The sequence below is a fragment of the Pseudomonas sp. PDM20 genome (assembly GCF_014852575.3).
Taxonomy (GTDB): Bacteria; Pseudomonadota; Gammaproteobacteria; order Pseudomonadales; family Pseudomonadaceae; genus Pseudomonas.
The window spans coordinates 4656784-4682022 of the sequence record NZ_CM181224.1 but is presented as its reverse complement, the minus strand read 5'-3'; the positions used below and the strand labels follow the sequence as shown (position 1 = coordinate 4682022).

Genomic DNA, 25239 nt, shown 5'->3' with positions numbered 1-25239 from the left:
GGGTCCTTGGCAATCAGGGGAGAAGGGGTCAGGGGAACCAGCGGGTCAACAGCGGCAGGGCGTTTTCGCCGATCTGCATGCCCAGCAGGCCGACCAGCGCCACCAGCGGCGGCGCCGGTGAACGGAAGTCGAGGAAGTGGTAGGCGAGGCCGACGCAGATGCCGATGGCCAGGGATATCAGGTAGTTCATCTTGTACTCCGCGGGTGCTTCCGGCGGCTGGCGGGAATGGGGCCAGTCTAGGAGCCGCGCCGAAGCACCGCCGGTCATTGGCTTCGGAATATCGGACAGATGTGGGTGGGGAGTATTGGATGGGCGTGTCGGCAGCGCCCATTGCAGGAGCGGGCCATGCCCGCGATCCGCCGGCCGGGCCGGCGATTGTCTCGACTCCAGTGGTGTAGGTTTTTTCTGCCTCGGATTGGGTGTTTCCGCGTCGCTTCGGCGTACGCGCGGATTCTGTGTTTCGCCCCCTCGGGCGAGTCCCTTTTGGCAAGCGCCCCAAAAGGAACCAAAAGGTCTTGCCCCGGACATCCGGTTTTTCGCTTAGGCGAAAAATTCCCTCGTTGAATTGAAATTTCAGGGGCCCGCCGCGAAGGGCCATCCCTGGCCCATCGCGGCTCTCGCGACATCCATGTCGCTCAACCCCTGAAACTCCAATTCAACGAGGCCTCCTGAACGGGGCCGTTCGGAGTGCGCGGGTATCTCTCTGGAAGACTTTCGAGCCAGAGCCAGAGCCAGAGCCAGAGCCAGAGCCAGAGCCAGAGCCAGATCAGGGCATTTTGCTTTTCGTGGGAGCGAGCTTGCTCGCGAACCGCCCAACGCCGAACCTCACCTGGCGCAATACTCCGACGGCACCACGCCCAACTCACGCCGGAACATCTCGCTGAAGCTCCCTGGCTGATACCCCAGCCCATGGGCGATCTGGCTCACCGCGAGGCCTTCGTTGAGCTGCGCCACTGCGGTGGCCAGTTGCACCTGCCGGCGCCACTGGGCGAAGCCCATGCCCAGGCTGCGTGTGAACAGGCGGGCAAGGGTACGCACGCTGGCGCCGGCGTCGGCGGCGTGCTGCTCGAAGGATATCTCCTGGGTCGGTTCGGCCATCACCGCCAGGCACAGGTTCAGCAGGCGACGGTCGGAGTCGTCCGGCAATGGCACGCGCAACAGCAGGCTGCGGGCGCGTTGCAGCTCCAGCACCGCCAGTTGCGACAACGCCTGGTAGTAGTCGGTATCCGGCTCGCTTTCGTGCTCCACCAGCCGGACGATCAGCTCGCGCAGCAGCCCGCCCACTTCGAATGCCTGCACCTGCTCGCCGAGGGAATCCGCCGTGCCCGGCCGCAGGTAGATGTTGCGCATCTGCAGTTCGCTGACCACGCGGATGCCGTGGGGCACCTGCGGCGGCAGCCAGACGGCACGGTTGGGCGGCACCAGCAGCGCTTCGGAAGGCGTCTCCAGCCACATCACCCCGGACATGGCGTAGAGCACCTGCCCCCAGTCGTGGGAGTGCGGCTCGATGTGCAGGCCGCGCGGGTAGCTGCGGGCCAGGGCACGCAGGGTCGCCGGCGTGGCTTCGAAATCAGGGGGAGCGGCGCGGGCCATAGTGCGGGCCAATGTCCGATTCGGGCAGGGGAGATGGGCCGCATGGTAGCCGCCGCACGGCGCCCTGACGAGAGCGCGGCACTCGCACTGGCAGGCTGGCGCACCACCTTGTCACGAATTCTTTACGGTGCGGCGGCATGCCGCACGGGACCTTGGGCGGTGTAAGGATTTCTTGCCGGGATAAGCGCACCGCCAGGGCGCAAACCGGCGGTACCCGGCTTGTTACAGAGCCCCGCGACGGTTGAGATGGAGGCATTCCAGACGCCTGGACGGCCGCGCGCCGAGCCAGCCGATAACGACAACGAGGAGGCCGGATGAACGCCGTGACCAAGATCGAACAACACAATCCCATCGGCACCGACGGCTTCGAGTTCGTCGAATTCACCGCCCCCGACGCCCAGGGCATCCAGCAGCTGCGCCAGCTGTTCACCGGCATGGGCTTCACCGAGACCGCCAAGCACCGTTCCAAGGAAGTCTTCCTGTTCCAGCAGAACGACATCAACATCGTGCTCAACGGCAGCCCCACCGGCCACGTCCACGAGTTCGCCAAAAAGCACGGGCCGAGTGCCTGCGCCATGGCCTTCCGGGTGAAGAACGCAGCGCAGGCCGCCGCCTACGTCGAATCCCAGGGCGCGAAACTGGTGGGCAGCCACGCCAACTTCGGCGAGCTGAACATCCCCTGCGTCGAGGGCATCGGCGGTTCGCTGCTGTATCTCGTCGACCGTTATGGCGACAAGAGCATCTATGACGTCGACTTCGAGTTCATCGAAGGCCGCACCGCCAACGACAACGCCGTCGGCCTGCTGTGCATCGACCACCTGACCCACAACGTCAAGCGCGGCCAGATGGACGTCTGGTCCGGCTTCTACGAGCGCATCGCCAACTTCCGCGAAATCCGCTACTTCGACATCGAAGGCAAGCTCACCGGCCTGCTGTCCCGCGCCATGACCGCGCCTTGCGGCAAGATCCGCATCCCGATCAACGAGTCGGCGGACGACAAGTCGCAGATCGAGGAATTCATCCGCGAATACCACGGCGAAGGCATCCAGCACATCGCCCTGACCACCGAGGACATCTACACCACCGTGCGCCAGCTGCGCGCCAACGGCGTGGAATTCATGAGCACCCCGGACACCTACTACGCCAAGGTCGACACCCGCGTCGACGGCCACGGCGAGCCGCTGGAGCAACTGCGCGAGCTGAGTATCCTCATCGACGGCGCGCCGGGCGACGACGGCATCCTGCTGCAGATCTTCACCAACACGGTGATCGGCCCGATCTTCTTCGAGATCATCCAGCGCAAGGGCAACCAGGGCTTCGGCGAGGGCAACTTCAAGGCCCTGTTCGAATCCATCGAGGAAGACCAGATTCGTCGTGGCGTGATCTCCGACCAGTAACTCGCTTGCCCGGCGGCCGCGCGGGTAGCGTGGCCGCCCGCGGAGAATCGCCATGCTCACCCTGTATTCCTACTGGCGCTCCAGCGCCGCCTACCGCGTGCGCATCGCCTTCGGGCTCAAGGGCCTGGCCTACCGCCAGGTCCCGGTGCACCTGGTGAAGGACGGCGGGCAACAGCACGCCGCCGACTACCAGTCGCTCAACCCGCAAGAGCTGGTGCCGCTGCTGGTGGACGGCGACGCGCGCATTGCCCAGTCCCTGGCCATCCTCGAATACCTCGACGAAACCCATCCGCAACCCGGCCTGCTGCCGCGCGATGCGCTGCAACGTGCGCAGGTCCGCGCGCTGTCCCTGCACATCGCCTGCGACATCCATCCGCTGAACAACCTGCGGGTGCTGCAGTACCTCAGCGGCCCGCTGGGTGTGGCGGACGAGGCGAAAAGCGCCTGGATTCGCCACTGGATCGAGACCGGCCTGCACGCGGTGGAAAAGGGCGTCGCCCACTGGACCGGCCCGCTGTCCCTGGGCGAGCGCCCCGGCTACTTCGAGGCCTGCCTGATTCCCCAGTTGTACAACGCCCGCCGCTTCGACTGCGACCTCTCCGGTTGCCCGCGCCTGCTCGCCATCGCCGCGCGCTGCGAATCCCTCGAAGCCTTCCAGCAGGCCGCCCCGGAGGTGCAGCCCGACGCCCAGTGAAGTTGCCAGTCGAGATCACAGCGCCACTGCCCGACTTTGAGTCGGGCCGCCCGCGATTGACCGTGCGGCCCGACCTTTCCTAGAGTGTCCGGGCCATTTTTCGTCAGAGGGATACTCATGAAAAAAGCACTTTGGCTGCTCGCGGCCGCCGTGCCGGTCCTCCTCGTCGCCTGCGGCGGTGAAGAGAAGAAAGCACCCCAGGTCGACGCGCTGGTCCTGCCCGGCGACGCCAAGCTGGATTCGCGCAGCGTTTCGTACAAGTGCGAGGACGGCCGCAAGATCAGCGTGCAGTACCTGAACAAGGGCGACAACAGCCTGGCCGTGGTGCCGGTGACCGACGCCTCCAGCCTGGTCTTCGCCAACGTCATCTCCGCCTCCGGCGCCAAGTACGCCGCCGGCCAGTACATCTGGTGGACCAAGGGTGAAGACGCCACCCTGTACAAGGACTGGAAAGGCGGCGAGCCCGCCGACGGCGTAGCCTGCAAGGAGAGCTGATTCCTCTTGTGGCGCCCGAACGGAAAAGCCCGGCAGATGCCGGGCTTTTTCATGTCAGCGCGCCATGGGCGGATGAGCTTTTGTAGGGCGAATAACGCGCCAGCGTTATCCGCCGCATGGGCAACGGCGGATAACCTGTTCCAGGTTATGCGCCCTACGACTGAACATAGGCCGAGGCGCGGATTAAACCTGTAGGAGCAACTGTCTTTCCCTGGTAGTTCCGTGTTTGTGCTTTCCCCCTCACCCCAGCCCTCTCCCTCAGGGAGAGGGAGCAAATCGTGCCGGCTGACGCTGTGGTTGCATCCGGCACCGAACGGTCCCCTCTCCCTCTGGGAGAGGGTTAGGGTGAGGGCCGATCCGAGCACAGATCTATCCGGTAGGAGCGGGCCATGCGCGCGATCGCGCGCATGGCGCGCTCCTACAATTCGCACCCTGTCAGAAGGTGAATTCGACGTTCACCGTCGGCGTCGAGGTGCGGGTGCCGCGTCCGCCGTCCACGCCGAACTTGTTGTGCCAGTACTCGTAGCCCACGCCCAGCCACAGGTTCGGCTGACGCTTGGTGCCGGGCAGGGTGGCGAACATCAGCGAGGTGCGCACCAGCGTTTCCGGTGCGGTGTCGTTGTCGTTGTAGTCCTCGCCCTTTTCCCCGGTGTAGTTCAGGAAGCCCTGGAACTTTGCCCCGTGGTCACCCAGCTGGAACGGCCGCAGCCAGGTCAGGTTGACCATGTAGGTGGTGTCGAAGGTGTGGTCCGGGTGCTTCACGTTGGGGATGCCGGAGTGGTTCTTCTCGCGGTAGTAGAACAGCGAGAGGTCCAGCACACCGGGCCCGTTGAACTTGATGGTGGGGCCGAACACCAGTGCGCGCTTTTTCGCCGAGCCGAGGTTGTTGTTGCGGCTGGCGTCGAAGCCGAAGGTGAAGGCGTGGTCCTTCACCAGACCCTTGCCCTGCGGCAGGTCGAACACCCGCGAGGCATACAGCTGGCTGCGGAACACGCCGTAGACCTCGCTGCTGCCGCTGTCGGTGCCCTTGCGCGGGTCATCGCTGTCGGACTGCAGCACGTCGAGGTGGAAGAAGTTGCTGCCGTAGCGGTAACCGTCGGCGTGGCTGAAGCTGAAGATGCGCTTGCTGATGTCGTGCGGGTTGTTCGGGTTGGTGAAGCCCTTGCCGTAGCGGAAGCCCAGCGTGTTGCTGGTCCACTCGAAGAAGCGATCATCGTCATCGGCCTGCGCCATGCCCAGCGGGGCGAGCACCAGCGCGGTACCGAGGGCGAACCGGCGGCCGGTGCTCAGGCGGCGGCTGGAACGCAGTTGGGGGCGGGCGGCGCCAAGGGCCGTCATCGCGGAAGAAACCATGCTGCACCTCTGTGTTGTTCTTATTTTTTGTGGCTTCGGGGCCGGCGTCCCGCAGGGTGAACTGCGGTCGGTGACAGGCTGGGTTCTAATGGTGAATTGATGACATTGCAAGAAAAACTTGTACACAAATACGTATACAAAAATTGACGCAGAAGTCAGGAATGGGCCTTGCGCGGCGCTGTACTGCGGCTTGGCGACAGACTGGTCGCCAGCCGTTATGCTGCTGACTTTCCGACTCTTCCGATAGCCATGCTGCAAATTTCCAACACCGTGCAGATCCCCGATGCCGAGATCGAGCTGAACGCCATCCGCGCCCAGGGCGCTGGCGGGCAGAACGTCAACAAGGTGTCCAGCGCCGTGCACCTGCGCTTCGATGTGCGCGCCTCATCCCTGCCTGAGTTCTACAAGGAACGCCTGCTGGCCCTGAGCGACCAGCGCATCACCAGCGACGGCGTGGTGGTGATCAAGGCGCAGCAGTACCGCACCCAGGAGCAGAACCGCGAAGATGCGCTGAACCGCCTGGCGGAGCTGATCCGCAGCGTGGCGAAAGTGGAGAAGAAGCGCCGCCCGACCAAGCCGACGCTGGGCTCGAAGACGCGCCGGCTGGAAGGCAAGAGCAAGCGCGGGGCGATCAAGGCGGGGCGGGGGAAGGTGGATTTCTGAGTTGTTGGTTTGGCTGAACATCGGCGTTGGGGCGCTTCCCTCTCCCCAGCCCTCTCCCTGAAGGGAGAGGGGGCCGATTGTGCCGGCTGACAGCGTGATTTCATCCTGCGCCGAACAGTCCCCTCTCCCGCTTGCGGGAGAGGGTTAGGGTGAGGGGCATTTGCTCCTACAGGAGACTTTAGTCCTGCAGGGCGGATAACCTGGCGCAGGTTATCCGCCGTCTTGCACACGGCGGATAACGCTGGCGCGTTATGCACCCTACGTAAAGCTCCTTCGGTGAATCAGTGCACCAGCATCCCCGTGAACACATAGGCCTGCGCCAGGGTGATCAGGCCGATGAACGCGGCGAAGATCAGGCTGTGCTTGACCGTGAAGCGGAACAGGTCCGACTCGCGCCCGACCATCCCGGTGGCCGCGCAGGCTACGGCGATGGACTGCGGCGAGATCATCTTGCCGGTCACCCCGCCGGTGGTGTTGGCCGCAACCAGCAGCGTGTCGCTGACCCCGAGCTGGTGTGCGGTGGTGGCCTGCAGTGAGCCGAACAGGGCGTTGGACGAAGTGTCCGAGCCGGTCAGGAACACGCCCAGCCAGCCGAGGAAAGGCGAGAAGAACGGGAAGGCCGCACCGGTGCCCGCCAGCACCAGCGCCAGGGTCGTGGACATCCCCGAGTAGTTGGTGACGAAGGCGAAGGCCAGCACCATGCCGATGGTCAGCACCGGCCACTTCAGCTCCTTCAGCGTCTCGCCGAAGGTCGCCGCGCCGCTCTTCACGCCGATGCGCAGGATCGCCATGGATATCAGCGCGGCGAGGAAGATCGCCGTGCCGCTGGCCGACACCAGGTCGAACTTGTAGATCGCCGGCATCGGCGTCGGATTGGCGACAATGGGCGCGGCCTTGAGCACCAACTGATCGAGGTAGGGCACGGCGATCACCGCCACCCAGTTCTCCAGCGCGCCGCCAGGCAGGAACATCGCCTTGAAGGGCTTCATGGTCCAGATGGTCACCAGCACGGTGAGGATCAGGAACGGCGACCAGGCCTTGAAGATCTGCCCGAAGCTGTACTGCGATTCCCGGCGCTGCAGACCGCTGCCGCCACCGACTGCGCCCAGCGTCGCCGTGCCGTCGGCATTGATGCTGGAGAACTCCGTCTCACGCACGTTCGCCGGCTGCCACACGCGCAGGAACAGGGTCAGGCAGACCATGCTCAGCAGCGCCGAGGTGATGTCCGGCAGCTCCGGGCCGATGAAGTTGGAGGTGAGGAACTGGCTGATGGCGAAGGTGCCGCCGGCCACCAGCAGCGCCGGCCAGGTCTCGCGGATGCCGCGCCAGCCGTCCATCATCGCCACCAGCCAGAAGGGCACGATCACCGACAGGATCGGCAGTTGCCGACCGGCCATGGCGCCGATCTTGAAGGCATCCACGCCCGACACCTGCCCGGCGACGATGATCGGGATGCCCAGCGCGCCGAAGGCCACCGGCGCCGTGTTGGCGATCAGGCACAGGCCGGCCGCATACAGCGGGTTGAAGCCCAGGCCGACCAGCAGCGCCGCGGTGATCGCCACCGGCGCACCGAAGCCCGCCGCGCCCTCGAGGAAGGCGCCGAAGGAGAAGCCGATCAGCACCACCTGCAGGCGCTGGTCGACCGTGATCGACAGCACCGAGCTGCGGATGATCTCGAACTGCCCGCTCTTCACCGTCAGCTTGTAGAGGAACACCGCCGCCACGATGATCCAGGCGATCGGCCAGAGTCCGTAGAAGAAACCGTAGACCGCCGAGGCCAGCGCCTTGTCCACCGGCATCTGGTAGACGGTGATGGCGATCAGCAGCGACAGCACCAGGGTGATGGCGCCGGCGACGTGGCCCTTGAGGCGGAACACCGCCAGGGCGAGGAAGAAGAAAATGATCGGCACGAGGGCCGCCAGGGCCGAGAGGCCGAGGCTGCCGAGCGGGGTATAGAGCTGCTGCCAGGTTTGCATGGGGATTGTCCCTTGTTGTTGTCGGAGGCAAAGCGTCAGCGGTGGATAACTCTTTCAGGTGGCGCCTGCCCGGGCGGCGCGCGGGCCGGCAGGCATTGAAAAAGCCCCGCAACGCGGCGCGCAGCGGGGCTTCTGAAAGCGGGTTCGGGCAAGCTTTTCGGGGTGTCGCCGCCGGTTCGCTTGAGGCCGGCGGCGACCACAACTCGGCCGGTGGCTGTCTGTCGCCAGGGCCGTGTGAGCGCTTTCAAAGCGCGGCCACTCCGGCGCTGGCGACCTGTGCGTCCTCGCCGGCCTTGACCCCGGAAACGCCCACCGCGCCGATCACCTGGCCGTCCAGCACGACCGGTACGCCGCCTTCGAGCGAAGTGATCAGCGGCGCGGTGACGAAGGCGGTTCGGCCGCTGTTGACCATGTCCTCGTAGCCCTTGGTTTCGCGCCGGCCCAGTGCCGCGCTGCGGGCCTTCTCGGTGGCGATGTAGGCGCTGGCCGGGGCACAGCCGTCGAGGCGCTCCAGCGCCAGCGGGTGGCCGCCGTCATCGACCACCACGATGGACACCGCCCAGTGGTTGCGCTGCGCTTCGGCGCGCGCGGCGGCGAGGATGCGGCCGACTTCCTGCTGGGTCAGAACGGCTTTGCTGAGCATGCTTGCACCTCGCCTTGAAGGGATTCCAATGGCGCATCGGCGAGCGCCTCTTCCACCAGTTCGATCCAGTGCCGCACCGGCGTGCGACCTGCGCCGCCCAGGTGCGTCTGGCAGCCGATGTTGGCGGTGACTATGACTTCCGGGCCGCCGCTCTCCAGCGCCTTCAGGCGGTTGTCGCGCAGGCGCCGGGACAGCTCCGGCTGGGTCAGCGAATAGGTGCCGGCCGAGCCACAGCACAGGTGGCTGTCCGGCACGCTGGTGAGGCTGAAGCCCAGGCGCGTGAGCACGCCTTCCACCGCGCCGCCGAGCTTCAGCGCGTGCTGCAGCGTGCAGGGGCAGTGGAAGGCCAGGCGACGGTCGCCGTGCAGATGCAGTGCTTCCAGCGGTTCATCGCGCAAAACCTCGGACAGGTCGCGGGTCAGTTCGCTGAGCCGCCGGGCCTTGTCCGCATACTGCGCATCGCGCTCCAGCAGATGGCCGTAGTCGCGGACGAAGGCGCCGCAGCCGCTGGCCGTCTGCACGATGGCTTCGGCGCCTGCCTGGATCGACGGCCACCAGGCGTCGATGTTCCTCCGCGCCCGATCCAGTCCCTGTTCCTGGGCATTCAGGTGATAGTCCACGGCACCGCAGCAACCGGCATCCGCCGCCGGGATCACGCTGATGCCGAGGCGATCCAGCACCCGCGCGGCAGCGGCATTGGTGTTGGGTGACAGCGCCGGTTGGACGCAGCCTTCGAGCATCAGCATGCGCCGCGTGTGGCGCGGTTTCGGGCGCTCCACGGGGGGATGCGGATGGCGCGGCAGCTTGCTTTGCAGGCCTTCCGGCAGCAGCGGGTGGAAGGTGCGTCCGGCCCTGGCCAGCGCGCCGAACAGCGCGGCATTCGGCACCACGGCACGCAGGCCCTGGCGCATCAGGCGCTCGCCGAAGGTGCGCGGCACCTGCTGCTCGACCACCGCGCGGCCGATGTCCAGCAGGTTGTGGTAGTCCACGCCGGAAGGACAGGTGGTTTCGCAGTTGCGGCAGCTCAGGCAGCGGTCCAGGTGCTCGCGGGTGCTGGCGCTGGGCGCGGCACCTTCGAGCACCTGCTTGATCAGGTAGATGCGTCCGCGCGGGCCGTCCAGTTCGTCGCCCAGCAACTGGTAGGTCGGGCAGGTAGCCGTGCAGAAGCCGCAGTGCACGCAGGAGCGCAGGATGCGCTCGGCTTCCTCGGCGCGCGGCAGATGCCTGGCCTGTTCGCTCAGGTTGGTTTGCATCAGAGCTCCCTGTACATCCGGCCGGGGTTGAAGAGGCCTTGCGGGTCGAGCTGCTGCTTGAGGCTGCGGTGGTAGCGCAGCAGCGCGGCGGGCAGCGGGTGGAAGCCATCGTCACCCGGTGTGTAGCGCAGGGCATGGCCGCCGACTTCGGCGACGCTGTGGCGGATCAGCTCGGCGTCTGCCTCGGACTTCAGCCAGCGCTGCGCGCCGCCCCAGTCGATCAGCTGTTCGCCCGGCAGGGACAGCGCCGGTGTCGCGTTGGGCAGCGACAGCCGCCAGAGCGTGCCGGGGCCGGCGAAGAACCCCAGGCGTTGTTCGCGCAGGTCCTGCCAGTAGCCGCTGTCGATCTCCTCGCCGCCCAGGCGCAGGCGCGCGGAGCACACCGAGCCTTCGCCGCCTTCAAGGCGCAGGTGCAGCGCGGTGCCGTCGTAGCAGGCGGCAGTGATCGGGATCGGTTGCGCGCCCCATTCGGCGAGCTCACCCAGCGCCTGGTGGACGCCCATTTCCAAGCGCAGGCTGGCGCACATCCGCGGCTTGGGCAGCACTTTCATCGAGACTTCGGTGATCACCCCCAGACAGCCGAAACTGCCCGCCAGCAGGCGCGACAGGTCGTAGCCGGCGACGTTCTTCATCACCTCGCCGCCGAAGCGCAGCAGCTTGCCGTGGCCGGTGATCAGCCGCGTGCCCAGCACGTAGTCGCGCACCGAACCGGACCAGGGCCGGCGCGGGCCGGAAAGCCCGGCAGCGACCATGCCGCCGAAGGTCGCGCCCGAATGATCGGGTGGCTCGCACGGCAGCATCTGCCCGGCCGCCTCCAGCGCCGCTTCGATCTCCGCCAGTGGCGTGCCGGCGCGGGCGGTCAGCACCAGTTCGGTCGGGTCGTAGCTGACGATGCCGCTGTGCGGACGAGTGTCCAGTTCCACGCCGTTCACCGGGCGGCCGAGGAAGGCCTTGCTGTCGCCGCCGCGAATGCGCAACGGCGTGCGCGCGGCGAGCGCCTGGTTCACCTGCTCGAGCAGTTCGCTGCTGGCATCGGGCATCAGAAGCGCTCCAGGTCGGGGAAGGGCAGTTGGCCGTGGTGCACGTGCATTGCACCGAACTCGGCGCAGCGGTGCAGGGTGGGGATGTTCTTGCCGGGGTTGAGCAGGCGGTCCGGGTCGAACGCCGCCTTCACCGCGTGGAACAGGGTCAGCTCGTCGCTGTTGAACTGCGCGCACATCTGGTTGATCTTCTCGCGCCCCACGCCGTGCTCGCCGGTGATGCTGCCGCCCACCGCCACGCAGAGTTCGAGGATTTTCCCGCCGATCGCCTCGGCGCGCTCGAGCTCGCCGGGCACATTGGCGTCGAAGAGGATCAGCGGGTGCATGTTGCCGTCGCCGGCATGGAACACGTTGGCCACGCGCAGGCCGAATTCCTGCGACAGCTCGGCGATGCCATGCAGCACGCGCGGCAGCTCGCGACGCGGGATGGTGCCGTCCATGCAGTAGTAGTCCGGCGAGATGCGCCCCACCGCCGGGAAGGCATTCTTGCGCCCGGCCCAGAAGCGCACGCGCTCGGCCTCGTCGCAGGCCAGGCGCACGTCGGTGGCGCCGGCTGCCCGCAGCACGCCGTCGACGCGCTCGCAGTCGTCCTGCACGTCGGCTTCCACGCCGTCCAGCTCGCACAGCAGGATGGCCGCCGCGTCCACCGGGTAGCCGGCGTGGATGAAGTCCTCGGCGGCGCGGATCGACAGGTTGTCCATCATCTCCAGCCCGCCGGGAATGATGCCGGCGGCGATGATGTCGGCCACCGCGCGGCCGGCCTTTTCCACCGAATCGAAACTGGCCAGCAGCACCCGCGCCACCTGCGGGCGGGGCAGCAGCTTGACGGTGACTTCGGTGACGATGCCGAGCATGCCCTCGGAACCGGTGAACAGCGCCAGCAGGTCGAGGCCGGGGCTGTCCAGGGCGTCGCTGCCCAGCGTCAGCTGCTCGCCCTCGACGGTGAGGATGTCCACCTTGAGCAGGTTGTGCACGGTGAGGCCGTACTTGAGGCAATGCACGCCGCCGGCGTTCTCGGCGACATTGCCGCCGATGGAGCAGGCGATCTGCGAGGACGGGTCCGGCGCGTAATACAGCCCGTGCGGCGCGGCGGCCTGGGAGATCGCCAGGTTGCGCACGCCGGGCTGTACGCGGGCGAAGCGCCCCTGTGGATTCACTTCGAGAATGCGATTGAAGCGCGCCATCACCAGCAGGATGCCTTTCTCCAGCGGCAACGCGCCGCCGGACAGCCCGGTGCCCGCGCCGCGTGCCACCACCGGCACCTTGCGCGCATGGCAGAGTTTCAGCAGCGCCTGCACCTGCTCGATGCGCTCGGGCAGCGCCACCAGCATGGGCACAGTGCGGTAGGCGGAGAGGCCGTCGCATTCGTAGGGCTTGTGGTCTTCGGCGCGGTGCAGCACTTCGAGATCGGGCAGGGCCGCGCGCAGCTCGGCCAGCAGGGCGGACTTGTCGACGGCAGGCAGCGCGCCATCGACGCGCTCGTCGTAGAGGATGTTCATAGGCTGACGGTGCTCTGATTTTGTTTTTTTGTTCGCGCCCGCCAGGCGGTCGCGTGGAGCCACGGCACGCTGAAAATGCGACCGCCGGTCAGGCGGCGTCCACCTGCATTGATACTGGTCCTACCAGTTCTTGCACGGGCGTCCACTGGAAAGGCCCTGTCCTGACAGCTAGGGTTCTTCGCAGCCATGCAGGCCAGTTTCAGCTGGTCCTACCAGTTCGGGAGAACCGCAATGACGACTTATGCACAGGGCAAGCAGCGTGTCGCCGACCAGGTGGCCGAGAAGATCGAGCGGCTGATCGTCGATGGTGTGCTCAAGGTAGGCCAGGCGCTGCCTTCGGAGCGGCGCCTGGTGGAGAAGCTCGGCTGCTCGCGCTCGGCGTTGCGTGAGGGGCTGCGCGCACTGCGCGGACGCGGCATCGTCGATACCGAACAGGGGCGCGGTTCGTTCGTTGCCGACCTGACCGGTGCCGAGGACGTGTCGCCGCTGCTGCACCTGTTCCGCTCGCAACCGCGCACGCTCTACGACCTGCTGGAAGTTCGCGCGCTGCTGGAAGGGGAGTCCGCGCGACTGGCCGCGTTGCGCGCCACCGAGGCCGACCTGGTGCTGATCGACCGGCGCTTCGAGGAGATGCACGCCGCCTACGACGAACCGCAGCCGCTGGACCCGCGCGAGCATGCGCGGCGCGATCACGCCTTCCACCAGGCGATCAGCGAGGCCTCGCACAACCCGGTGCTGGTGCACACGCTGCAGTCGCTCAACGAGCTGATGCTCAGCACCGTGTTCGCCTCGGTGAACAACCTCTACAACCGGCCGCCGCAGAAGCGCCAGATCGATCGCCAGCATGCGCGGCTGCACCGCGCCATCAACGAACGCCAGCCGGAACAGGCCCAGCGCGCCGCCCGCGAACATATCCACAGCGTGCGCGACAACCTGCGGGAGATCGAGCAGGAGGAACAGAGGCTGGTGCGGGCGACCTTGCGCCTGGAAGGCTGGAAATAGCGCTGGGGAAGGGGGCGCAACTGTAGGGCGCATAACGCGCCAGCGTTATCCGCCGTTCCAAAGGCGGGCGGCGGATAACCTACTGCAGGTTATGCGCCCTACGATCCTGCGTAGGTTGGGATTACCGGTGTAGGAGCGGGCCATGCCCGCGACCGCGTAACGGACCGGCCAGCGGCCGGAGCGCGGATTCAGGATTCCGTCGGGGCAGGGCGCTTCGTTGAAGCAGCGGACTTTGTCCGCTCGTTGCGGGCGTGGCCCGCTCCTACAGGTTTGGCCTTGCGCTCGCGCATCTCGGCCAGCATGCGCTCGGCATTGGCCTGGCAGCCCATGCCTTCGGGCTTGTTCTCGATGCCGTCGATCACCGCCAGCAGCCGCTCGCGGTTCTGCCGCAACTGCTGCTCCATCACCTCGATCTCCGCAACCTTGCGGCGCAGGCCGGCGACCAGTTCACCGTGACCGTTCTCGATGGGGTTGGAGTGCGGCAGCAGGCTGCGGATCTCCTCCAGGCTGAAGCCGGTCTGCTGGGCACTGCGGATGATTTCCAGCAGGTCGAGAGTTTCGGGCGGGTAAGCGCGATAACCATTGGCCAGGCGGCGCGCCGGGGCGATCAGCCCGCTGGCTTCGTAGAAGCGGATGCGCGAGGGGGCGAGGCCGCTGAGGTTGGCCAGTTCACCGATTTTCATGCTGGGCTCCGAAAGGGGCTTGACCTTGAAGTGAACTTTAAACTTAACCTCGCTGCAGCCACAACCACCCGAACAATCACGGAGCCCCGCCATGTCGCCCTTCCAGCCCCTGCGCCTGCCCAACGGCGGCGAAGTCCCCAACCGCATCGCCAAGGCCGCCATGGAAGAAAACATGGCCGACGCCGACCAGGCGCCCTCGGCCGCGCTGCTGCGCCTGTACCAGGCCTGGGCGGACGGCGGCGTCGGCCTGATCCTCAGCGGCAACGTGATGATCGACGGCCGCGCCATGACCGGCCCCGGCGGCGTGGTGCTGGAAAACGACCGGTATCTCGAACGCTTCCGCGAATGGGCGCGCATCGGCCGCTCCCGCGGTGCGCAGTTCTGGCTGCAGCTCAACCATCCCGGCCGCCAGGTGCAGACCAACCTCGGCCAGGGCGCCATCGCGCCGTCGGTGGTGCCGCTGGAGATGGGCAAGTTCTCCAAGCTGTTCGCCGTCGCCCGCGAGATGACCGAAGGCGATATCGCCGAGGTGATCCAGCGCTTCGTCCGCGCCGCCCAGCTTGCCGAGCAGGCCGGCTTCACCGGCGTGCAGATCCACGCGGCCCACGGCTACCTGCTCAGCCAGTTCCTCTCGCCGCTGGCCAACAAGCGCCAGGACCGCTGGGGTGGCTCGCTGGAAAACCGCGCACGGCTGTTGCTGGAAGTTGTCCGCGCGGTGCGCGCCGAGGTGTCGCCGGCGTTCTGCGTGGGGGTGAAGATCAACTCCGCCGACTTCCAGCGCGGCGGCTTCGACGCCAGCGACGCGCGGCAGGTGATCGAGTGGCTGAACGACGAGCAGGTCGATCTGGTCGAACTGTCCGGCGGCAGCTACGAGGCGCCGGCCATGCAGGGCGATGCCCGCGACGGCCGTACCCTGGCGCGTGAGGCCTACTTCCTCGAATTCGCACGCGAGATGCGCGAAGCGGCGCGCATGCCGCTGATGGTGACTGGCGGCATCCGTCGCCTGCCGGTGGCGGAACAGGTACTGGACAGCGGGCTGGAGATGGTCGGCATCGGCACCGCCCTGGCGCTGGAACCGCAGCTGGTGCTGCACTGGCAGCGCGGCAGCCAGACCCAGCCGGAGCTGCCGGCGATCCGCTGGCGTTCCAAGCCGCTGGCGGCGCTGGCCTACATGGCGCTGGTCAAGCTGCAGCTGCACCGCATCGGCGCCCGCCGCGCGCCCAATCCGCAGGCCTCGCCGTGGCGCACGCTGGTGATGGAGCAATGGCGCACGCTGCGCCGGGCCAAGCAGTACCGCCGCTGGGCGGCGCGGCAGGCGGGGTGAGCCGCTTCAATGCTCTGCGTAGGATGGCGTGGAGCGAAGCGATACCCATCGATTCCTGTCGTATTGGCAGCATGGGTATCGCCTAGGCTCCACCCATCCTGCGGTGGCGTTTTTCCTGGGAGCTCGTGCGAGAGCTCCCACAAACACCCCGAACTTCCCGTCCGTTACGCCTGCTGCCGAGTCGCCGCCAGCACGATCTCGCGGATGCACACGCCCTGCGGCTGTTCATAGGCATAGCGAATGGCGTTGGCCACGTCCTCGGCGCTGAGCACCTTGCCGCCCATCTCGCGCTTCCAGCCCTGGTAGCCGCTCTTGATCGCCTCGTCGGTGGTGTGGCTGAGCAGCTCGGTCTCCACCGCGCCGGGGGCGATGGTGACGACGCGGACATTGTGCGCCGCGACTTCCTCGCGCAGGTTCTCGGAGATCGCGTGTACCGCGAACTTGGTGCCGACGTAGGCGACGTGGTTGGGGAAAGTCTTGCGACCGGCCACCGAGCTGACGTTGATCAGCGTGCCGCGGTTGCGCTCCACCATGCCCTTGAGCACGGCGTGCACGCCGTTGAGCAGGCCCTTCACGTTGACGTCGAGCATGCGCTCCCACTCGGCCGGGTCCTGCTCGACCATGTTGCCCAGCAGCATCACGCCGGCGTTGTTCACCAGCGCGTCGGCCGGGCCGAAGCGTTTCTCGGCTTCCGCCACAGCAGCCAGCAGTGCCTCGCGGTCGGTTACGTCCACGGCGCGGCACAGCGTGTTGGGCAGTTGCAGCGCCTCCAGGCGCTCGATGCGGCGGGCGAGCAGCAGCAGCGGGTGGCCCTGCTGGGAGAAGAGGCGGGCGGTGGCTTCGCCGATACCGGAACTGGCGCCGGTGACGATGATCAGGGGCTTGCTCATGGGGATTCTCCTGCTATCGGAAATCTGGATGACTGAACGATGCAGTGAAGTATATTGAGCGGTATTCCGCCTGAAAAATGGCTTATTTCTGTGCCTGGTATCGGGTTTACCTATGGATATCCGACAGTTGGCCGCCTTTGTCGCGGTCTTCGAAGAACGCAACATCACCGCCGCCGCCCAGCGCCTGTTCGTCAGCCAGCCGACGTTGTCGGTAACCATCCGCCTGCTTGAGGAGGCGCTGGGCACCGAGCTGTTCCTGCGCCAGGCGCGCGGGGTGGAGGTCAGCGAAGCGGCGCGTGCGCTGTATCCCCGCGCCCGCGCCTTGCTGGCCGAAGCCGACGGCCTGCGCAACATGTTCCGTCAGGCCTCGGCACATCAGCCGTTGCACCTGGGCGTGGAAGGCGATGTCAGCGCCGAGCAGGTCGAACGTTTCGTCGGCCTCGCACAGCAGGCCGTGCCCAATTTGCTGCTGCACCTGGAGGAGGGTTGCGTGGGCGATGCGCGGCTGGCGGTGGAGGAATTCTGCTGCGAGGACGAACTCTTCGTGCCGGTCTGGGAAGACCCGTACGTGCTGGCGTTGCCGCCGGGTGTGGAGGATGCGCAGAGCAGTGGCTGGATCACCTGCCCGACGCATCCTTCCCATCAGCGACTGATGACGGCTTACGGCGGCGCGCCGGTGGTCGCGCAGGCCAGCACCCTGAACCTGGCGCTGCGGCTGGTCAGTGCGGGGGTGGGCGCGGCGATCCTGCCGGCATCGCTGCTGAGCGGCGCGCCGGCGGTGCGCAGTGGCTCACTGAACCTGCCGTTGCCGATCCGCCGCATCGGCCTCTGCCACTCTGCCCAGGCGCTGGAGCACCCGGCGGTGCGCGGGCTCTACGACTTCCTGCGAACGGCCTGAGTCAGGCCTGCGCCTTCTGTGCGGAGGGTGCGCGCAAGGACAGCAGCAGGACCAGCGAGGCCGCGAGAATCTGCAGGCTGGCATAGCCGTTGGTGGTGGCGATCAGGCCGTAACGCTGGATCGCCAGCCCGGCGAGGATCGCCGGCACGCTGAAGGCCAGGTAGCTGAGCACATAGAAGCTCGCCATCAGCGCCCCGCGTTCATGGGCGTGGGCCAGCGGCACCACCGAGCGCAGCGCGCCGAGGAAGGCGCCGCCGAAGCCGAGCCCGGCCACTGCGGTGCCGAGGAAGAACAGCCAGAGGTTGCCGCTGTCCACGCCGAGCAGGGTGATCAGCAGGCCGATGATCAGCGCCAGGCCGCCACGGCGCAGGATCACCGCTGCCGGCTGATTGCGCAGGGCGAAGATCGCCAGCGCACCGCACAGGCACAGCAGCGACACCAGCCCGCCACCGATCATCGGCACCTGCAGACCAGTCACCTGCCGCGCCAGCGTCGGCCCCAGCGACAGGTAGAAGCCGCCCAGCGCCCAGAGGCTGGCGTTAAGCGGCGCCACGCTCCAGAACGCGCGGCGCGCCTGCGGCGGAATACGGATGCGCGGCTTCAGCGAGGCCAGCGCGCCCGGTTGCCGGCTGATGCTTTCCGGTAGCCAGCGCAGCAGCACTATGCCCAGGGCGAACACCGCCAGCAGCCACACATACACCTCATGCAGCGGATCGGAGCCGAACTGCACCAGCGTGCTGCTGCCCAGCGCGCCCATGGCCATGCCGAGCATGGGCGCCACGCTGTTGATCAGCGGGCCGCGCTCGCGGTCGATATCCAGCATCGCCGCGCCCAGCACACTGGTGGCGATGCCGGTGGCGAAGCCCTGTAGCAGGCGCGCAACGATCAGCAGCTCCACCGAGTTGGCGTAGAGGAATACCGCCATCGCCAGCAATTCGAGGATCAGCGCGGCGCGAATCACCGGGCGCCGGCCGAGGTGGTCGGACAGCGAGCCGAACACCAGCAGCGCCAGCATCAGGCCGCCGGCGTAGATGCTGAACACCAGGGTCAGCAGCGCCGGGGAGAACTGCCAGGACTCGCGGTACAGCGCATACAGCGGCGTGGGGGCGGCAGCGGCGGCGAGGAAGGCCATGAGGATGGCGGTCAGCAGCCAGGCCGAAGGCCGGGGTGAGAAGCCGGACGCGCTTTTCGATTGAGTGTGTGCCATGATTCAGCTCGCAAAGGCTAAGATTTTGCTTTTGCGAGATGCTGGACCCGTTTTCGGATAAAAGCAAATTCTTTGCTTTAAGGTGCTTATGGCAATCAATCAGGGTGTTCGACCGGGCGGCCGCAGTGCGCGGGTGCAGGCCTCGGTGCACAAGGCCGTGACGGAGCTGCTGGAAGAGCGCGACCGCTCGGAACTGACCGTGCCGATGATCGCTGCGCGCTCCGGCGTCACGCCGTCGACCATCTACCGGCGCTGGGGTGACCTGAGCGAACTGCTCGGCGACGTCGCCCTGCAGCGCATCCGCCCCGACGCCGAGCCGGCGGACACCGGCAGCCTGCGCGGCGACCTGCTGGCCTGGGGCGAGCAGTACATGGAGGAAACCGCCTCGGTGCCCGGCCGCGCCGTGGTGCTCGACCTGCTGGCAGCCGGTGGCGGTTCTTCGGGACGCTGCATGGCGATCGCCTGCGGCCAGTTCGACATCATCCTGCTGCGCGCCAGGGAGCGTGGTGAAAAGCTGCCGGAGCTGGACCGCATCGTCGACCGGCTGATGGCGCCGCTGGTGTATCGCATCCTGTTCTCCGGCGAGGAGCTGGAAGTGGCCTATGTCGAGCGACTGGTCGATCTGACGCTGGAGGGGTTGTAGCGGATTCGCGGACAGGCTCCGTACCTGCCATGGACGTATGCGTAGGATGGCGTGGAGCGAAGCGATACCCATCACTCCCGGCACCGTCAGCATGGGTATCGCCTGGGCTCTACCCATCCTACGTTTTTGCGGCACAGTTCAGCGCCAATCTGTAGGAGCAGGCCATGCCCGCGATCGCGCGCATGGCGCGCTCTTACAACTGCGCGCTCCGCACTGCATCTGCCCACGACTGAAGGGCGTCGCAGGCCGCGAGCGCAATCTCCTGGTCCGTGCGCCCGGCAAACACCCGCTCCAGCGCATCCGCCGCGATCAGCCCGGCAACGGTCGGCGTGCCCACGGCTTCGGTGAGATCCAGCCACTCGCCGAAGCTGGCTGGCGTGGCGTACCAGCGCAGGTAACCCGAGGGCGACACCGGCCACCAGCGCTCGTCGAACTGCAGCACGACCTTTTCCAGTTGCCCCATGCCCAGGTGCGCCAGTGCGTCCTGCTGGGCCGCCGGCAGGGGCGGGGTGAAGCGGATATCGCGCAATACACCGACAGGGACGGAGCAGACGCAGAAATCGGCGCTTTCAGCACCCACCCGCACCTGCTCGCCGGACCAGTCGATGACGGTCACCGGCTGGTTCAGGCGGATATCCAGCCCTTCGGCGAGATGCGCGGCCAGCTGTGAATAACCCTGCGGCAGGAAGCGGTCGCCGGCGCCGACGCCTTCTTCGTCGAGGGCATCGACCGCCAGTGATTCGAGCGGCAGGCAGGCCTCCAGGATCAGGTTGGCGTCCAGGGCGAAACGAGTGGCGCGGCGGGTCGGCTCGTCGCGTTCTTCGAGGTAGCGCGCGACACCTTCCGCCAGTGGCAGGCTGCGGTCGATCCCGGCGCGCAGGGCTTCCCAGGCCGCATCGATGTCGGGCACCGGGCCATCCGCCGCCGCCGCCAGAGGCTGCCCGAAATCGGTGTCCCGCAACGGCAGGCCGAGATGCTGGGCGTGGGCGGCCAGCGGGTTGTCGTCGAAGTGCTGCAGCCAGGCGGCGCCTTCGTCTACCCGTACCGGCCCGAGGGAAATGCTGTGGACGCGGCCGCCGATGCGCTCGCGGGCTTCCAGCACCACGCAGTCGATCCCGGCTTCGCGCAGTCGTCGTGCGGCGGCAATGCCGGCGAAGCCAGCGCCGATCACCAGTACCCGGCGGGCGCCGCTTTCGATGGCCACTTCGGCCGCGCGCAGGCCGTCGTTCCAGGCGCCATGGGTCATGGCCGGCGCGACGGGATTGCAGGCCTCGCCGGCCAGCACCAGCTTGCCGCCCAGCACTTCGCCCAACCGGCGCCGATGCTCCGGCGTCGCACCGGGCAGCAGGGTGCTGTAGGCGCCACGGCTGAACGGATCGTCGCTCCAGTGGGTGACGTGGAAGGCGGTGGGGCGGTGGCGAAGGCTGTCCATATCGTGCTCGCTCGGTGAAAGAGCGACGACCTTAGAGGCGGGACGGGCAGCAGTACAAGACTCAGATGCAGCGCTTTTGTAGGAGCGGGCCACGCCCGCGATCGAGCGCACGGCGCGCTCCTACAGGTTCGACGTCAGGCGCGGCTCAGGCGGATCACCGTCCGTGCGACGGACACCCCGGTGAACAGCACCACGAACAGCCGCAGCGTCTGCATCGCCAGCACCAGGCCGACGTCGGAGTGGGTGTCCACCGCGATGATCGCCATGGCGTCCAGGCCACCGGGGCTGGTGGCGAGGTAGAGGGAGAGGAAATCCATCCCGGTGATGGCCGCCAGCACCCAGGCGAACAGCGCGCAGCTGGCGATCAGGGCCAGTGCGCTGACCAGCATGGCGGGCAGGTGGCGGCCGACGTAGGCGAGGCTTTCGCGGTCGAAGCGCAGGCCGATGTAGCAGCCGATCACCCCGTAGGCGCTGGCCAGCAACCAGTGCGGCAGGGTGATGTGCAGCACGCCGGTGAGCTGCAGCACGGCGCCGGCCACCAGCGGCACCAGCAGCGGGCCGGCTGGCAGCCTGGCGCCGGCGGTGGTGCAGACGAAGATCAGCAGCAGGCAGTTGATCAGGTCGGGCAGGGTGGCGGTGTCGACGATCGGCGTGCTGTGCGCTGCCGAGCCACCGCCTTCGATGCCCAGCAGGCGACCCACCAGGGCACCGGCCATGACCACGCAGACCACCCGCACGTACTGCATGGTGGCGACCACGCGCGGGTCGGCGCCGTTGGCTTCGGCCATCGACACCATGGCCGCCGCGCCGCCCGGCGCGGTGCCCCAGGCGGCGGTGCTGCCGGGGATGCCGCCGAAGCGCACCATGGCGTAGCTGACCACGGCCGAGAGCAGCAGGGTGAGCAAGGTGGCGCTGAGCATCAGCGGCCAGGAAGCGACCATCGCCTGCAGCACCGACCAGCTCATGGCGTGGGCGACCAGCAGGCCGATACAGCCCTGGCTCAGGCGGAAGGCCTGGCGCGGCAGGCGGATTTCCGCACCGCTGACGCCGAAGGCGATGGCCACCAGCATGGGGCCGAGAAACAAGGCGGCAGGGATGCCGAGCCAGGTCAGCAGTTGCCCGGCGCCTCCGGCTCCGAGCGCCAGGGCCAGCCATTGCAGACTGACGGGGATACGGGCGACGGGCAGGGCAGGGCGGCTGGACACGGACGGCTCCGGGCGGGGAAGACGTCGGAATTATCGGTAGCGGAATCGATCAAGTCTATTTTCTAATAGTCATGAATCCATTCCTGAAATTTATCGGTTGGTCGCCATGGACCTGCGTGATCTCGCGTACTTCGAAACCATTGCCGAACTCGGCCACCTGGGCCGCGCCGCCGAGCGCCTGGGGCGCAGCCAGCCGGCGCTGACCAAGAGCATCCAGCGCCTGGAAGAGTCTCTCGGCGCGCGGTTGTTCCAGCGCGATGGCCGACGCATCCGCCTGACGCCAGCCGGCGAACTCATGCTGCAACGCGCCCGGCAGTTGCGTCAGGACATCGAGGAAACCCGCCGCGAGGTGCGCGATTTCGCCAGTGGCGTGGTGGGCAATATCCGCCTCGGCTGCGCCGCGACCATGGCCGAGTACCTTTTGCCACGCTTGACCGAGGACCTGTTGGCGCGGGCGCCGGACGTCACCATGAGCCTGGTATTGGGCCAGGACGACGTGCTGCGCGAGGCGCTGCGCAGCGGGCGGCTGGACATGGCGATCTGCTCGCGGATCGTCGACGACCCGCAGCTGAGCAGCGAGCCGCTGTTGCAGGATCAGGTGGTGGTGGTCGCCAGCCGTGACCATCCGATCTTCGACGGCCCCGTCGCCATGGCCGACCTGTGTCGGTATCGCTGGGTGTTGCCGGCCACCGGCGTGTCGTCGCGGCGCTGGATGGATTCCACTTTCCAGGCCCACCAGTTGCCCATGCCGCAGGTGCAGATCGAGACCAACGCGATTCCCATGCTGCCCAACCTGATCGCCCGCACCCGCCTGCTCAGCTTCATCGCCCGCGAGGCGCTGGCCGGTGGGCACGGCATGGACCAACTGCGCGAGGTGGAACTGGCCGAGACGACGCTGACGCGGACCATCGGCCTGGCGGTGCGCGAGGGCGCCTACCTTTCTCCCGCCGCGCAATTGCTGCGCGGCATGTTGCGCGAGCATGCGCAGCGGTTTGGCGCGGAGCTGTAGCTGCCGGCTGAGCACCCTGTAGGCGTGGCTTCGTAGGGCGAGTAACGCGCCAGCGTTATCCGCCGCACCGCATCTGCCGGATAACCTGTTCCAGGTTATGCGCCCTACGATCACACTGCGTGTTCAGCGACTGGGCACTTCGCCCACCACCGTGGTGCGATACATCTCCCGGCGCATGCCGTGGTAGTCCGACACCGGGTAGTGCCAGGTGCTGCGGTTGTCCCAGATCGCCAGGGTGCCCGCGCTCCAGCGCATGCGGCAGGTGAATGCCGGCTGCGTGGCGATGCTGAACAGGTAGTCCAGCAGCGGCTGCGACTCCGCCGGGCGCATGCCCTTGATGCCGCTGGTGTAGGCCGGGTTGATGTAGAGGATCTTCTTGCCGGTCTCCGGGTGCCGGGTCACCAGCGGATGCGAGCGCACCTCGCCCTCGTGGCTGCCATAGCGCACCGCCATGTTTTCCATCAGGTCGTTGTGCTTGGCCTCGGCGCCGTAGGCACGCTCGGGGCTGTGGATGGCGTCGAGGGTTTCCAGCTGCGCGCGCAGTTTCGGCGACAGCCATTCGTAGGCCAGCGCCAGGTTGGCGTAGAGCGTGTCGCCGCCAAACGGCGGGATGTCGTGGCCGTAGAGCAGGGTGAACGCCGGCGGGCGCTCCTGGAAGGACCAGTCGCTGTGCCAGGCGCCGCCGAACACCACCGGGGTCTTCTCGTTGGCTTCCTTCACCACCCGCACCACATGCGGATGATCGTCCATGCCGACCACATAGGGCTCGCGGCCGAACTCGCCAAAGCGCAGGGTTACGGCTTCGAGGTTCTCCACGCTGAGGTTCTGCCCGCGGATGAACAGCACCTTGTGCGCCAGCAGCGCCTGGCGCAGCTCGGCGTAGCCTTCCTCGCCCAGGGTGGTGAGGTCGAGGTCGCTGACATCCGCGCCGATCGCGCCGGTGGCGGGGACGATGCGGAAGTGGCGGTAGTCGGCCGCGCGGTTCTGGCTCGGCAGCGCGTAGAAGAACTCGAACATGGGGAAGCCTCTTGTGAGTGTTATTGGCATTTCCAGCATGGCCAGCGCTGGCGCTTTCTTCCATGATGAAGTCCGCCAAAAAATGATGATTCCCGCCACGGTGTACTTTGCCGCCACAGGAGCCCGCGATGGACTGGCGCCAGACCCGCGAGATCACCGGAGTGCGTTACCTGCTCGACAGCGCCCGCGACGAGGGTCTGGGCGCGGACGATTGCCTGGTGGGCAGCGCGATCTCATCGGCTGACCTGCAGGCGCGGGCCGGACGTATCCAGGCCTGGCAGGAGCTGGCGGTGATCCGCAACCTGTTGCAGCGCGTCGGGCGGCCCGGTCTGGGGCTGGCGACCGGGCGGCGCTACCACCTCACCTCGCTGGGCCTGCTGGGCTTCACCATGCTCGCCAGCCGCACGTTGCAGGAAGCCTTCGAGACTTTCGGGCGCTTCCAGAGCCTGGCGCTGACGCTCTGCCCGGTAAGTAGCGAAGTGGAGGCGCGGGGATTGTGGCTGGTGTTCGATGACCGCGTGCTGCCCGAGGGTGCCCGTGCTTTCGTGGTGGAACGCGGCATCGCCGGTTGCTGGCAACTGTCCGGCGAACTGCTGCAGCGGCCGCTGCAACCCCTGGCGATTGAACTGCGCTGCCCGGCGCCGGGCGATGCCAGCGCGTTCCGCGAGACCTTCGGCATCGAGCCGGTGTTCGCGGCGCCACGCAACGCCATGCTCTTCGCCCTGGAGGACCTGCAGGCGCCGTTACCGCAGGCGCAGATCAGCGCGCGCGACAGCGGTGAGCAACTCTGCGAGCGCCTGTGTGGCGAACTGGCGCTGACCCTGGCCGCCACACCTACCGCGCGGCAGGTGCAGCAACTGCTGCTGCGCGACTCCGCCAGCCTGCTCGGCGCGGCGGCGGTGGCCGAACGCATGGGCCTTTCCGAACGCACGCTGCAACGGCGTCTGGCCGAGGAAGGGCAAAACCTGCAGGGGCTGAACGACGGCATCAAGCAGCGCCTCGCCGAACGCCTGCTGCGCGAATCGCGGATGGACCTGCAGGGCATCGCCCAGTGCCTGGGCTATGCCGAGGCGGCGAGTTTTTCCCGCGCCTTCCAGCGCTGGACGGGGCAGTCGCCCGGTCGTTGGAAACGTCAGTCCGGAACCCTCCCGGCGCACTGAAGTCGAACCGCCCGCGATGCCTCTGCAACGGGCGAAAGCCGCGAGATAGAGCCTTCTGTTGTGGCCGATTGCCATCGGTCGCGGGCTAATTTCGCGTGCTTCCCATCCGTTGCCCTCAAGAGGCGCATCGTCATTTTTCGTGAGGCGTCCAACAAGAAAAGG

24 protein-coding genes are annotated in these 25239 nt (G+C 67.2%); 10 read left to right on the top strand and 14 right to left on the bottom strand.

The window, feature by feature from the left end; all coding sequences use genetic code 11:
• Positions 1–28 precede the first annotated feature (28 nt).
• Together IB261_RS21385 and IB261_RS21380 are read right to left on the bottom strand one after the other, a co-directional pair.
• Positions 29–190 carry a DUF1427 family protein gene (locus IB261_RS21385; RefSeq protein WP_081519223.1) on the bottom strand — a complete coding sequence of 54 codons (162 nt, stop codon included), beginning with the start codon at positions 188–190 and terminating at the stop codon, positions 29–31.
• A 636-nt stretch (positions 191–826) separates the two neighbouring features.
• On the bottom strand, positions 827–1594 hold the full coding sequence (locus tag IB261_RS21380) for an AraC family transcriptional regulator (RefSeq protein WP_081519225.1): 768 nt from the start codon (positions 1592–1594) through the stop codon (positions 827–829).
• 314 nt (positions 1595–1908) lie between these two features.
• Here IB261_RS21380 and hppD point away from each other — a divergent pair, with 314 nt between their 5' ends.
• The 3 genes from hppD (at position 1909) to IB261_RS21365 (ending at position 4180) form a co-directional block, all read left to right on the top strand.
• Positions 1909–2991, top strand: a complete 1083-nt coding sequence (hppD, locus tag IB261_RS21375; protein WP_192381189.1) for a 4-hydroxyphenylpyruvate dioxygenase — start codon at positions 1909–1911, stop codon at positions 2989–2991.
• Between the two features lie 52 nt (positions 2992–3043).
• Positions 3044–3685, top strand: coding sequence for a maleylacetoacetate isomerase (maiA, locus tag IB261_RS21370; RefSeq protein WP_192381190.1), 642 nt, complete (start codon positions 3044–3046; stop codon positions 3683–3685).
• Between the two features lie 117 nt (positions 3686–3802).
• The gene (locus IB261_RS21365; protein ID WP_015476418.1) at positions 3803–4180 is read left to right on the top strand and encodes an MliC family protein; all 378 of its coding nucleotides are present in this window, start codon (positions 3803–3805) and stop codon (positions 4178–4180) included.
• 435 nt (positions 4181–4615) lie between these two features.
• On the opposite strand, the gene IB261_RS21360 is transcribed toward IB261_RS21365, so the two are convergent.
• Entirely contained in the window at positions 4616–5413 is a 798-nt protein-coding gene (locus IB261_RS21360; RefSeq protein WP_225594677.1) for a nucleoside-binding protein, read from the bottom strand.
• Between the two features lie 369 nt (positions 5414–5782).
• On the opposite strand from IB261_RS21360, the gene arfB reads away from it, so the two are divergent.
• Complete coding sequence (gene arfB, locus IB261_RS21355; protein ID WP_081519491.1) at positions 5783–6196, top strand: alternative ribosome rescue aminoacyl-tRNA hydrolase ArfB; 414 nt, start codon at positions 5783–5785, stop codon at positions 6194–6196.
• A gap of 281 nt (positions 6197–6477) precedes the next feature.
• Here arfB and IB261_RS21350 read toward each other — a convergent pair whose 3' ends face one another.
• The 5 genes from IB261_RS21350 to glcD all read right to left on the bottom strand — a co-directional run bounded on the left by IB261_RS21350 (position 6478) and on the right by glcD (position 12607).
• Entirely contained in the window at positions 6478–8172 is a 1695-nt protein-coding gene (locus tag IB261_RS21350) for a lactate permease LctP family transporter (protein ID WP_192381191.1), read from the bottom strand.
• Between the two features lie 244 nt (positions 8173–8416).
• Positions 8417–8815, bottom strand: coding sequence for a heme-binding protein (locus IB261_RS21345; RefSeq protein ID WP_192381192.1), 399 nt, complete (start codon positions 8813–8815; stop codon positions 8417–8419).
• Complete coding sequence (gene glcF / locus IB261_RS21340; protein WP_192381193.1) at positions 8794–10068, bottom strand: glycolate oxidase subunit GlcF; 1275 nt, start codon at positions 10066–10068, stop codon at positions 8794–8796. The genes IB261_RS21345 and glcF overlap by 22 nt, the downstream gene beginning before the upstream one ends.
• Positions 10068–11108, bottom strand: coding sequence for a glycolate oxidase subunit GlcE (gene glcE / locus IB261_RS21335; RefSeq protein WP_192381194.1), 1041 nt, complete (start codon positions 11106–11108; stop codon positions 10068–10070). Before glcE ends, glcF begins: the two co-directional genes overlap by 1 nt.
• Positions 11108–12607, bottom strand: a complete 1500-nt coding sequence (gene glcD, locus IB261_RS21330) for a glycolate oxidase subunit GlcD (protein WP_192381195.1) — start codon at positions 12605–12607, stop codon at positions 11108–11110. Before glcD ends, glcE begins: the two co-directional genes overlap by 1 nt.
• Positions 12608–12838: 231 nt before the next feature.
• Between glcD and glcC the strand changes: the two genes are divergently transcribed.
• A complete protein-coding gene (gene glcC, locus IB261_RS21325) occupies positions 12839–13609 on the top strand; it encodes a transcriptional regulator GlcC (protein WP_081519234.1) in 771 nt (256 codons plus the stop codon).
• 188 nt (positions 13610–13797) lie between these two features.
• Here the strand turns inward: glcC and IB261_RS21320 are convergent, their stop codons facing one another.
• Positions 13798–14292, bottom strand: coding sequence for a MerR family transcriptional regulator (locus IB261_RS21320; protein ID WP_192381196.1), 495 nt, complete (start codon positions 14290–14292; stop codon positions 13798–13800).
• Positions 14293–14383: 91 nt separating this feature from the next.
• Between IB261_RS21320 and IB261_RS21315 the strand changes: the two genes are divergently transcribed.
• Positions 14384–15616 (top strand): NADH:flavin oxidoreductase/NADH oxidase family protein, encoded by a 1233-nt coding sequence (locus IB261_RS21315; RefSeq protein ID WP_192381197.1) that lies wholly within the window; start codon positions 14384–14386, stop codon positions 15614–15616.
• 164 nt (positions 15617–15780) lie between these two features.
• Here IB261_RS21315 and IB261_RS21310 read toward each other — a convergent pair whose 3' ends face one another.
• Positions 15781–16506 (bottom strand): SDR family oxidoreductase, encoded by a 726-nt coding sequence (locus IB261_RS21310; protein WP_192381198.1) that lies wholly within the window; start codon positions 16504–16506, stop codon positions 15781–15783.
• Between the two features lie 112 nt (positions 16507–16618).
• Between IB261_RS21310 and IB261_RS21305 the strand changes: the two genes are divergently transcribed.
• Complete coding sequence (locus IB261_RS21305) at positions 16619–17404, top strand: LysR family transcriptional regulator (RefSeq protein WP_192381199.1); 786 nt, start codon at positions 16619–16621, stop codon at positions 17402–17404.
• Between the two features lies 1 nt (position 17405).
• Here IB261_RS21305 and IB261_RS21300 read toward each other — a convergent pair whose 3' ends face one another.
• The gene (locus IB261_RS21300; RefSeq protein WP_318653033.1) at positions 17406–18611 is read right to left on the bottom strand and encodes an MFS transporter; all 1206 of its coding nucleotides are present in this window, start codon (positions 18609–18611) and stop codon (positions 17406–17408) included.
• Positions 18612–18699: 88 nt separating this feature from the next.
• On the opposite strand from IB261_RS21300, the gene IB261_RS21295 reads away from it, so the two are divergent.
• Positions 18700–19254, top strand: coding sequence for a TetR/AcrR family transcriptional regulator (locus tag IB261_RS21295; RefSeq protein WP_081519239.1), 555 nt, complete (start codon positions 18700–18702; stop codon positions 19252–19254).
• A 193-nt stretch (positions 19255–19447) separates the two neighbouring features.
• On the opposite strand, the gene IB261_RS21290 is transcribed toward IB261_RS21295, so the two are convergent.
• Together IB261_RS21290 and IB261_RS21285 are read right to left on the bottom strand one after the other, a co-directional pair.
• Positions 19448–20686: a flavin monoamine oxidase family protein gene (locus IB261_RS21290; RefSeq protein WP_192381200.1), complete on the bottom strand. Its 1239-nt coding sequence runs from the start codon at positions 20684–20686 to the stop codon at positions 19448–19450.
• Between the two features lie 134 nt (positions 20687–20820).
• Entirely contained in the window at positions 20821–21891 is a 1071-nt protein-coding gene (locus tag IB261_RS21285) for an AbrB family transcriptional regulator (protein ID WP_192381201.1), read from the bottom strand.
• 106 nt (positions 21892–21997) lie between these two features.
• On the opposite strand from IB261_RS21285, the gene IB261_RS21280 reads away from it, so the two are divergent.
• The gene (locus tag IB261_RS21280; RefSeq protein WP_151187860.1) at positions 21998–22900 is read left to right on the top strand and encodes a LysR family transcriptional regulator; all 903 of its coding nucleotides are present in this window, start codon (positions 21998–22000) and stop codon (positions 22898–22900) included.
• Positions 22901–23023: 123 nt separating this feature from the next.
• Here IB261_RS21280 and IB261_RS21275 read toward each other — a convergent pair whose 3' ends face one another.
• A complete protein-coding gene (locus IB261_RS21275) occupies positions 23024–23917 on the bottom strand; it encodes a TauD/TfdA dioxygenase family protein (protein WP_192291053.1) in 894 nt (297 codons plus the stop codon).
• A gap of 128 nt (positions 23918–24045) precedes the next feature.
• Between IB261_RS21275 and IB261_RS21270 the strand changes: the two genes are divergently transcribed.
• A complete protein-coding gene (locus IB261_RS21270; RefSeq protein ID WP_192381202.1) occupies positions 24046–25077 on the top strand; it encodes an AraC family transcriptional regulator in 1032 nt (343 codons plus the stop codon).
• Positions 25078–25239 lie beyond the last annotated feature (162 nt).

Coding starts and splice junctions, on each gene's coding strand:
- IB261_RS21385 (WP_081519223.1), bottom strand. CDS start 190: ATGAACTACCTGATATCCCTGGCCATCGGCATCTGCGTCGGCCTCGCC.
- arfB (WP_081519491.1), top strand. CDS start 5,783: ATGCTGCAAATTTCCAACACCGTGCAGATCCCCGATGCCGAGATCGAG.
- hppD (WP_192381189.1), top strand. CDS start 1,909: ATGAACGCCGTGACCAAGATCGAACAACACAATCCCATCGGCACCGAC.
- IB261_RS21310 (WP_192381198.1), bottom strand. CDS start 16,506: ATGAGCAAGCCCCTGATCATCGTCACCGGCGCCAGTTCCGGTATCGGC.
- IB261_RS21320 (WP_192381196.1), bottom strand. CDS start 14,292: ATGAAAATCGGTGAACTGGCCAACCTCAGCGGCCTCGCCCCCTCGCGC.
- glcC (WP_081519234.1), top strand. CDS start 12,839: ATGACGACTTATGCACAGGGCAAGCAGCGTGTCGCCGACCAGGTGGCC.
- glcF (WP_192381193.1), bottom strand. CDS start 10,068: ATGCAAACCAACCTGAGCGAACAGGCCAGGCATCTGCCGCGCGCCGAG.
- IB261_RS21345 (WP_192381192.1), bottom strand. CDS start 8,815: ATGCTCAGCAAAGCCGTTCTGACCCAGCAGGAAGTCGGCCGCATCCTC.
- IB261_RS21290 (WP_192381200.1), bottom strand. CDS start 20,686: ATGGACAGCCTTCGCCACCGCCCCACCGCCTTCCACGTCACCCACTGG.
- IB261_RS21350 (WP_192381191.1), bottom strand. CDS start 8,172: ATGCAAACCTGGCAGCAGCTCTATACCCCGCTCGGCAGCCTCGGCCTC.
- glcE (WP_192381194.1), bottom strand. CDS start 11,108: ATGCCCGATGCCAGCAGCGAACTGCTCGAGCAGGTGAACCAGGCGCTC.
- IB261_RS21380 (WP_081519225.1), bottom strand. CDS start 1,594: ATGGCCCGCGCCGCTCCCCCTGATTTCGAAGCCACGCCGGCGACCCTG.
- glcD (WP_192381195.1), bottom strand. CDS start 12,607: ATGAACATCCTCTACGACGAGCGCGTCGATGGCGCGCTGCCTGCCGTC.
- IB261_RS21300 (WP_318653033.1), bottom strand. CDS start 18,611: ATGGCACACACTCAATCGAAAAGCGCGTCCGGCTTCTCACCCCGGCCT.
- IB261_RS21365 (WP_015476418.1), top strand. CDS start 3,803: ATGAAAAAAGCACTTTGGCTGCTCGCGGCCGCCGTGCCGGTCCTCCTC.
- IB261_RS21295 (WP_081519239.1), top strand. CDS start 18,700: ATGGCAATCAATCAGGGTGTTCGACCGGGCGGCCGCAGTGCGCGGGTG.
- IB261_RS21315 (WP_192381197.1), top strand. CDS start 14,384: ATGTCGCCCTTCCAGCCCCTGCGCCTGCCCAACGGCGGCGAAGTCCCC.
- maiA (WP_192381190.1), top strand. CDS start 3,044: ATGCTCACCCTGTATTCCTACTGGCGCTCCAGCGCCGCCTACCGCGTG.
- IB261_RS21270 (WP_192381202.1), top strand. CDS start 24,046: ATGGACTGGCGCCAGACCCGCGAGATCACCGGAGTGCGTTACCTGCTC.
- IB261_RS21360 (WP_225594677.1), bottom strand. CDS start 5,413: ATGGCGCAGGCCGATGACGATGATCGCTTCTTCGAGTGGACCAGCAAC.
- IB261_RS21280 (WP_151187860.1), top strand. CDS start 21,998: ATGGACCTGCGTGATCTCGCGTACTTCGAAACCATTGCCGAACTCGGC.
- IB261_RS21275 (WP_192291053.1), bottom strand. CDS start 23,917: ATGTTCGAGTTCTTCTACGCGCTGCCGAGCCAGAACCGCGCGGCCGAC.
- IB261_RS21305 (WP_192381199.1), top strand. CDS start 16,619: ATGGATATCCGACAGTTGGCCGCCTTTGTCGCGGTCTTCGAAGAACGC.